At 73.0% G+C, this 6663-nt stretch carries 9 protein-coding genes; 4 read left to right on the forward strand and 5 right to left on the reverse strand.

Going from position 1 to position 6663, the window contains the following annotated elements:
- Window positions 1-261: 261 nt before the first annotated feature.
- From thiO to VGR37_06125, 5 genes are all read right to left on the reverse strand, one after another.
- A complete protein-coding gene (gene thiO / locus VGR37_06105; protein HEV2146953.1) occupies window positions 262-1380 on the reverse strand; it encodes a glycine oxidase ThiO in 1119 nt (372 codons plus the stop codon).
- Between the two features lie 52 nt (window positions 1381-1432).
- The gene (locus VGR37_06110) at window positions 1433-1987 is read right to left on the reverse strand and encodes a gamma carbonic anhydrase family protein (GenBank protein HEV2146954.1); all 555 of its coding nucleotides are present in this window, start codon (window positions 1985-1987) and stop codon (window positions 1433-1435) included.
- 28 nt (window positions 1988-2015) lie between these two features.
- Window positions 2016-2975: a pyridoxal-phosphate dependent enzyme gene (locus tag VGR37_06115; GenBank protein ID HEV2146955.1), complete on the reverse strand. Its 960-nt coding sequence runs from the start codon at window positions 2973-2975 to the stop codon at window positions 2016-2018.
- Window positions 2968-3837 (reverse strand): hemolysin family protein, encoded by an 870-nt coding sequence (locus VGR37_06120; protein HEV2146956.1) that lies wholly within the window; start codon window positions 3835-3837, stop codon window positions 2968-2970. The genes VGR37_06115 and VGR37_06120 overlap by 8 nt, the downstream gene beginning before the upstream one ends.
- A 107-nt stretch (window positions 3838-3944) precedes the next feature.
- Window positions 3945-4379 carry a BsuPI-related putative proteinase inhibitor gene (locus VGR37_06125; protein ID HEV2146957.1) on the reverse strand — a complete coding sequence of 145 codons (435 nt, stop codon included), beginning with the start codon at window positions 4377-4379 and terminating at the stop codon, window positions 3945-3947.
- A 213-nt stretch (window positions 4380-4592) separates the two neighbouring features.
- Here VGR37_06125 and VGR37_06130 point away from each other — a divergent pair, with 213 nt between their 5' ends.
- The 4 genes from VGR37_06130 to atpE all read left to right on the forward strand — a co-directional run bounded on the left by VGR37_06130 (window position 4593) and on the right by atpE (window position 6636).
- A complete protein-coding gene (locus VGR37_06130) occupies window positions 4593-4856 on the forward strand; it encodes an AtpZ/AtpI family protein (protein HEV2146958.1) in 264 nt (87 codons plus the stop codon).
- Window positions 4853-5224, forward strand: coding sequence for a hypothetical protein (locus tag VGR37_06135; GenBank protein HEV2146959.1), 372 nt, complete (start codon window positions 4853-4855; stop codon window positions 5222-5224). Before VGR37_06130 ends, VGR37_06135 begins: the two co-directional genes overlap by 4 nt.
- Window positions 5214-6167 (forward strand): F0F1 ATP synthase subunit A, encoded by a 954-nt coding sequence (atpB, locus tag VGR37_06140; protein ID HEV2146960.1) that lies wholly within the window; start codon window positions 5214-5216, stop codon window positions 6165-6167. Before VGR37_06135 ends, atpB begins: the two co-directional genes overlap by 11 nt.
- Window positions 6168-6357: 190 nt before the next feature.
- The gene (gene atpE / locus VGR37_06145; GenBank protein HEV2146961.1) at window positions 6358-6636 is read left to right on the forward strand and encodes an ATP synthase F0 subunit C; all 279 of its coding nucleotides are present in this window, start codon (window positions 6358-6360) and stop codon (window positions 6634-6636) included.
- Window positions 6637-6663: the final 27 nt, after the last annotated feature.

Below are 6663 nucleotides of genomic sequence, written 5' to 3' on the forward strand. Positions count from 1 at the left end.
GTCTCCGGAAGAAGTGAACTCGCTTCGCTCAGACATCCACTTCTTCCTCCGACCACCCCCACCCCCACCCTGCGCCCCTCTCCGCGAGGTGCCGCACGGCAGTTGAAGTGCTCCCCTCTCCCGCTTGCGGGGGAGGGGCCGGGGGAGGGGGCTCTGCCGACTCGCTCCGATGCCGACCTGACAAAAAGCCCTCCCCCAGAATTGGGGGATATAGGGGGCAAAGTGTTGCGAGCCTCGAGCGAGCCGGGTGGGGGCCGGGCCTCAGAACCGTCCGATCCCGAACGGCTCCAGATCGACCCCGCAGTCCCCCGCCAGCACCATCTCCCCGATCAGCTCTCCGGTCAGCGGCGCCAGCAGGATGCCGTTGCGGAAGTGCCCGGTGGCGTAGAAGAGGTTGGGTACCTCGGGATCGGGCCCCAGCACCGGGAGGTCGTCCGGGGTGCCGGGGCGGAGGCCGGACCACGTCTCCACGATGGGGAGGTCGCCGACCCAGGGCGCGATCTCGGTGGCCCCGGCCAGGAGGGAGCAGAGGCCGGCGGGGGTGACCGCCTTGCGCCAGACGCCGCGCTCGACGGTCGCCCCGGCGATCAGGCGCCCGTCCGCGCGGGGGACGAGGTAGCAGCGCGGTGTCTCGACGCAGTGCCGGAAGCGCTGCGGGAGGACCGCCACCGCGGCGATCTGCCCATGCACCGGGAGGACCGGAAGCGCGCGCGGAAGTCCCCCCAGGCGCCCCGCCCAGCACCCCGCCGCCAGCACCACCGCGTCCGCCTCCACGAGATCCCCGTCGGCCAGCTCCACCCCGGCCAGCCGGTCTCCGGACCACGCCAGCCGGTCGACCGCGGCCTCGGTGCGCACGTCGGCGCCTGCCCGCGTCGCGGCCACGTAGAGCGCGCGGGCGAGCTCCCGGCTCTCCACCTGGTGGTCGCCGAGGAAGCGGAGCGCCCAGCGCGTCTCCGGGGTGATCCCGGGCTCCAGCTCCCGGGCCTCCTCCGGGGTCAGCCGCTCCGTCCCGAGCCCCGCCGCGGACTGCCAGGCGTGCCGGCGCTCGAGCGCCCGCTCGTCCGCGTCCGTCAGGGCGAGCGACAGCGTCCCGGCGTCCGAGTACCCCACGTCGATCCCGGTCTCCTCGCGGAGCGCGGCGGCAAAGGCCGGAAACTCCTCGCGACCCCGAAGGAGCAGGTCCAGGAAGGGGCCCGGTCCGTCCGCCTCCGCCAGCGGCGCCAGCATTCCCGCCGCCGCCCAGGACGCCTCCGCGCCGGGCTCCGCCCGCTCCAGCACGCGCACGCGGGCGCCCCCGAGCGCCAGGTGGCGCGCCACCGCGCACCCGATGACCCCGCCGCCCACCACCAGCACCTCCGGCGACCTGCTCCTCGCGATCATCCCTCCGCCGCTCCAACCGTGGGGAGGGGGAGCCTGGAGTGCGGTTCCTCCATCACTTCCCGGCCCCTGCGGACTCCGCCCGGCCGACGCCCTGGGCGAGATAGTCGCGGGACAGCTCCACGTAGTGGCCGGCGCTGTGCTGCACCCAGTCCAGCGACGCGCCCTCCAGCTCCTTCTTCACCCGTGCGGGGGTACCGGCCGCCAGGTGCCGCGCGGGGACCTCGCCGCCGTCCGGGACCACCGCGCCGGCGGCCACCAGCGCCTGCTCGCCCACCGTGGCGCCCTGCAGGATCACGGCGTTCATCCCGATCAGCGCCCCCCGGCCAACGGTACAGCTCTCCATGATGGCCCCGTGCCCCACCGTCACCTCGGGGCCGATCACGGTGGGGCCGCGCCTGCTCACGTGGATCACGCAGTTGTCCTGGATGCTGGTGCGCGCGCCCACGGAGATCTCGTGCTCCGGCTCGTCGCCGCGCAGGACGGCGCCGAACCAGATGCTCGCCTCCTCCCCGACCGTCACGTTGCCGATCACCACGGCCGTGGGGGCGACGAACGCCGTGGGGTGGATGCGCGGCCAGATGCCGCGGAAGGGGAGGATGGTCGCCATGTGCCGAAGGACCTCGCTTCCGGTTGTGCTACTCCGACAGGATCGCGGCCAGGAGCGCCGCGTCGATGTTGCCGCCGCTCAGCACGGCGACCACGGGGCCCCGGAGCCCCGGGACCGCGCCCTCCAGGAGCGCGGCGACGGAGACCGCCGCGGACGCTTCCGCCACGATCCCCTCCTCCAGGTAGAGGTGGCGGATGGCGCGGCGGACCGCGTCCTCGCTCACCAGCACCACCTCGTCCACCACCCGCCTGGCCAGTTCCAGGCTGCGCGCGTCGATGTCCCCGGAGAGCCCCTCGCAGAGCGTGGGCACCACGGGCGGGGAGCGCAGCTCGCCCGCGGCGAGGGAGTCGTGGAGGGCGCTGGTCGCATCCGTCTGCACCCCGACGACACGGACGCTCGCCCCGAGCGCCCGCGCGACGACGCCGATCCCGCCGATCAGCCCTCCGCCCCCTGCCGGGACCACCAGCGTCCGCGCCCCCGGAAGCTCCTGCAGCACCTCCAGCCCCACCGTCCCCTGCCCGGCGACCACCTGGAAGTCGCTGAAGGCGTTCACGAAGGGGAGCCCCGTCTCGCGCGCGTGCTCCTCCGCCGCGTGGTGCGCCTCGTCGTATCCGCCGGGGACCTCGCGCAGCGCCGCGCCGAAGCGGGCGATGCGCCGCCGCTTGGTGGCCGCGGCGGTGTCCGGGACGAACACGTGCGCCGGGACCCCCAGGGCGCGCGCGGCCCACGCCACCCCCATCCCGTGGTTCCCGGCGGAGGCGGTCACCACCCCGCGGGCCCGCGCCTCCGGAGCGAGCGCGGCGAGCGCGTTGACGGCCCCACGCAGCTTGAACGCCCCGGTGCGCTGCAGGTTCTCCAGCTTCAGGTGCACCTCGGTGCCGACGTGCCCGCCTAGCCAGGGGCTGGGCTCCAGCGGCGTCCGCCGCACCCTCCCCTCCACCCGGCGCGCGGCGGCCAGCACGTCGGCCGCGGTGGGGAAGTCACCCACGGCGCCCCGGGTCCCCGCCGCTCCCCGCGTCCGGGGGGGCTGCCGCGGGCTGCTCCTCCTCCAGGTGGGGGCGCGTCAGCCGCACCCGGAGCACCTGCGTGTCCGAGGCGTCCTCCACCCGGATCCGCACCCCCTCCCGCTCGAACTCCGCGCCGGGGCGGGGGACGTATCCCAGCTCCTCCAGCAGGTAGCCGTTCACGGAGCGGTGCTCCAGCTGCGGGAAGGTGGTGTTGAAGAAGTGGTTGATCTCCCGGAGGTCCGCGTAGCCCTCGGCCAGGACCTCGTTGCGGGACACCCGGACGATGGGCTGCTCCTCCAGGTCCGTCTCGTCCACGATCTCCCCGACCAGCTCCTCCAGGATGTCCTCCAGCGTCACCAGCCCGTCCGTTCCGCCGTACTCGTCGATCACCACCCCCATGTGGATGCGGCGCTGCTGGAAGTCGCCGAGCAGCTTGAGGAGGGTGACGCTTCCGGGGACGAAGAAGGGCTCCCGCGCCAGCTCTCCCAGCGACACGTCGCGCTGGCCGGCGACGAGCGCCTCGTACGCCTCGCGCGTGTAGAGCACCCCCACCACGTCGTCGATCCGCTCCCGGAACACGGGGATCCGCGAGTAGCGGACCGAGGAGAGCTGCGGCGCCAGCTCCGCCAGCGTCATCCGGGCGGGCCACGCCAGCACATCCACCCGCGGCGTCATCACGTCCCAGGCGCGGGTGCTCCCCAGCCGGAGCACCCGCTCGATCATCTGCCGCTCGCGCTCCTCCAGCTCGGCCGGCGCCATGTCGAGCGGGTCGCTCCCCGCGCGCTCGTCGCGCGGGGGCTCTCCGCGGAGAAGCTCCAGCAGGCGCCGCACCCCTCCGCTCACGACGCGGCTCCCGGATGCGGCGCGCGCGCGGCCGCGCCACGCCGGGTGGGCGCGGCGAACGGGATGCGTCGCAAGGGGCCGGTGTCCACGAGGATTCGGGCGGCGGCTCAGGGGAGACGGAAGCGCGCCTGCTGCTCCGCCGCGTGGCCGCGCGCGGTGAGGAAGCCGCGCGCCACGAACTCGCCGCTGGTCCCCGCGGGGGGCTGCCACGCCGCGTCGAAGGCGCGCGTCTCGCCCGGGGCGAGCGTCTCGGTGCGGAGCGCCTGGGTGAACATCCGGTCCGAGGACCAGCGCCACACCTCCGCTCCGCCGCGGGTGACCAGGAAGTCGAACGACTGCCCGCTGGGGAAGTCGAGCGTGACCGGCTGGGAGCCCGCGTTGGTGACCTGCAGCGAGAGCCGGACGCTGTCGGGGAAGGTCTCCACCTGCAGCGACGAGACCAGGGCGCCGGAGCCGCCCCCGCCCAGGGCGCCGGCGGCGCAGGCCGAGACCAGGGCTACGGCCAGAACGAGGAAGAGACGGGTGGCGGTGTGCGGCATCATCGCTTCTTCGTGAGGGGCGGAGCAGGGGGTCCCGCGCGCTCCGGGGCACGGCTCCACGGACTCCGGATCTGCCCGGATCGCAAGATAGGAGCCGGGGTTCGGGAGCGTCAAGCGCACCCCGTTCCGCGCCGTTTTCGGGAGCTTGCGAAAAATTTCACAAGCGCCTATATTGCCGGTCTGACCAGCCCGAGGGAGTGGAAAACCCGACGACGCATGGCCCTGGAACCGCGGCGAGACGAGAAGGAGCGGCCCCCCATCCCCGGGGCTGCGGAGTACATGGGGGTCGGACTCCAGTTCGCCCTCTCCATCCTCGTCTTCCTGTACGCGGGGCGGTGGCTGGACGAGAAGCTGGGCACCTCCCCCTGGCTGCTGATGCTGGGGGTGTTCGTGGGCTTCGGGGCCGCGCTCTACTCCATCGTCCGGAAGCTGGGCGGGAGCGGGGCCCGGCGGGACCGGGACCGGGAGGAGCGGCGGTGACGAAGCCCGCCGTCTTCACGCTGCTGGTGGTGGTCGTCTCGGTGCTGGTGGCGCTGGCGGGGACCGGCATGGCCGGGCCGGAGGCGCGGACCGGGGTGGTAGCGGGGGCGGCGATCGGCGGCGCCTTCCAGCTGCTCAGCTACTGGGCGCTGCTGGTGCTCCTCCCCGGGCGGCAGATGCTGGGCTTCGGGCTGGGGATGCTGGGGCGGTTCGCGCTGGTGGCGGTGGTCGCGCTGGTGGTCCTCCCGCTCGCGGGGCTCCCGGGGGCGCCCACCCTCTTCACGCTGGTGAGCGTGCTGTTCGCGACCACCCTGCTGGAGCCGGTCTTTCTTGCGGCTGACACACGGAAGAGCTTCGATGATCGCTAGCTTCGCACTCATGCTCGCCCTGGCGGGCGCGTTCCAGCAGACCGGCCCGGGGCACGAGGGGCCCGCCGTCCAGCCCGCGCAGCCGCAGGTGGAGGCCGCCGCCCAGCACGTCGCGGGCGAGGAGGGGCACGGCGAGGGGGTGGACTTCATGCACCACATCCTCGACAGCCGCGAGTGGGAGACCCCCTTCGGGGTCGTCCACTTCCCCGAGGAGCACTCCTGGCAGGTGGGGCCCATCGACATGACCCCCACCAAGCACGTCCTCTTTCTGGGGATCGCGGGGCTGCTGACGCTCCTCTTCCTCCTCCCCGCGGCGGCGCTCGCCGGGCGCGCGCAGTCCGGCCGGACGGCGGGGAGGCGGCACAACCTGGTGGAGGCATTCGTCCTCTACATCCGCAACGAGGTGGTGATGAGGAACATCGGGCACGGTGGGGAGAAGTTCGCCCCGTTCCTGCTCACCCTCTTCTTCTTCATCCTCTTCGCCAACCTGCTGGGGCTGGTCCCCTGGGGGTCCACCGCCACGGCCAACATCTCGGTCACCGCGGCGCTTGCGATCCTCACCTTCTTCGTCATCGAGGGGGGCGGGATGCGGGCGCAGGGCGCCGGCTACCTGGGGACGGTCGTCTACTGGAACAAGGATCTCGCCCTCCCCATGCGCGTCCTGATGCTGGTCATCATGACCCCGGTGGAGATCGTGGGGAAGCTGACCAAGCCGTTCGCGCTGGCGGTCCGCCTCATGGCGAACATGACTGCGGGGCACATCGTGCTCCTGGCGATCATCTCCCTGATCTTCGTGTTCGGGAGCTACTACGTCCTGGTGGCGCCGATCCTCATGGGGGTGGCGATCACGTTCCTGGAGATCTTCGTCTCGTTCCTCCAGGCGTACATCTTCACGCTGCTCAGCAGCGTGTTCATCGGGCTGATGCAGCACGCGCACCACTGAGGTCGCCGTGGGCTCGCGCGGCCGCCCCGAATGGCCGCGTCGGCGGAGGCGTGCTCCTCCTCCGTCGTACAGTACCCGGGGGATGGGCGCCCGGGGAGGACGCGTGGCGGGATCCGCCTGGTAGCGTCCGCGGCCGAGAGCCGCGCGGAGCGGTGCCCGAACGGTTTATCATAGATCCCAGGAGGGATGCATGCTCGCCATGCAGGCTGTGGAAGTCGCGAACGCGTTCCTGAACAACGGTCTTCTCGGTGCCGCCATCGGCGCCGGTCTCGCGGTGATCGGCGCCGGGCTCGGCATCGGCCTGATCGGCGCCCGCGCCATGGAGGGCATGGCCCGCCAGCCGGAGATCGCCGGGAACATCCAGACGGCCGCGCTGATTCTTGCGGCGCTCGTCGAGGGCGCCACGCTCTTCGCGATCGTGGTGGCGTTCCTGATCCAGCAGGGTGTGCTGAACGCCGTCGTCGGCTGACGTACGCCGATCCGGCTGCCCCGGGGG

The organism is Longimicrobiaceae bacterium (assembly GCA_035936415.1).
Classification (GTDB): domain Bacteria; phylum Gemmatimonadota; class Gemmatimonadetes; order Longimicrobiales; family Longimicrobiaceae; genus JAFAYN01.

What these genes read in the sequence shown, in the direction of transcription:
- thiO (HEV2146953.1), bottom strand. Translation starts at nt 1,380, where the DNA reads ATGATCGCGAGGAGCAGGTCGCCGGAGGTGCTGGTGGTGGGCGGCGGG.
- VGR37_06110 (HEV2146954.1), bottom strand. Translation starts at nt 1,987, where the DNA reads ATGGCGACCATCCTCCCCTTCCGCGGCATCTGGCCGCGCATCCACCCC.
- VGR37_06125 (HEV2146957.1), bottom strand. Translation starts at nt 4,379, where the DNA reads ATGATGCCGCACACCGCCACCCGTCTCTTCCTCGTTCTGGCCGTAGCC.
- VGR37_06130 (HEV2146958.1), top strand. Translation starts at nt 4,593, where the DNA reads ATGGCCCTGGAACCGCGGCGAGACGAGAAGGAGCGGCCCCCCATCCCC.
- atpB (HEV2146960.1), top strand. Translation starts at nt 5,214, where the DNA reads ATGATCGCTAGCTTCGCACTCATGCTCGCCCTGGCGGGCGCGTTCCAG.
- atpE (HEV2146961.1), top strand. Translation starts at nt 6,358, where the DNA reads ATGCTCGCCATGCAGGCTGTGGAAGTCGCGAACGCGTTCCTGAACAAC.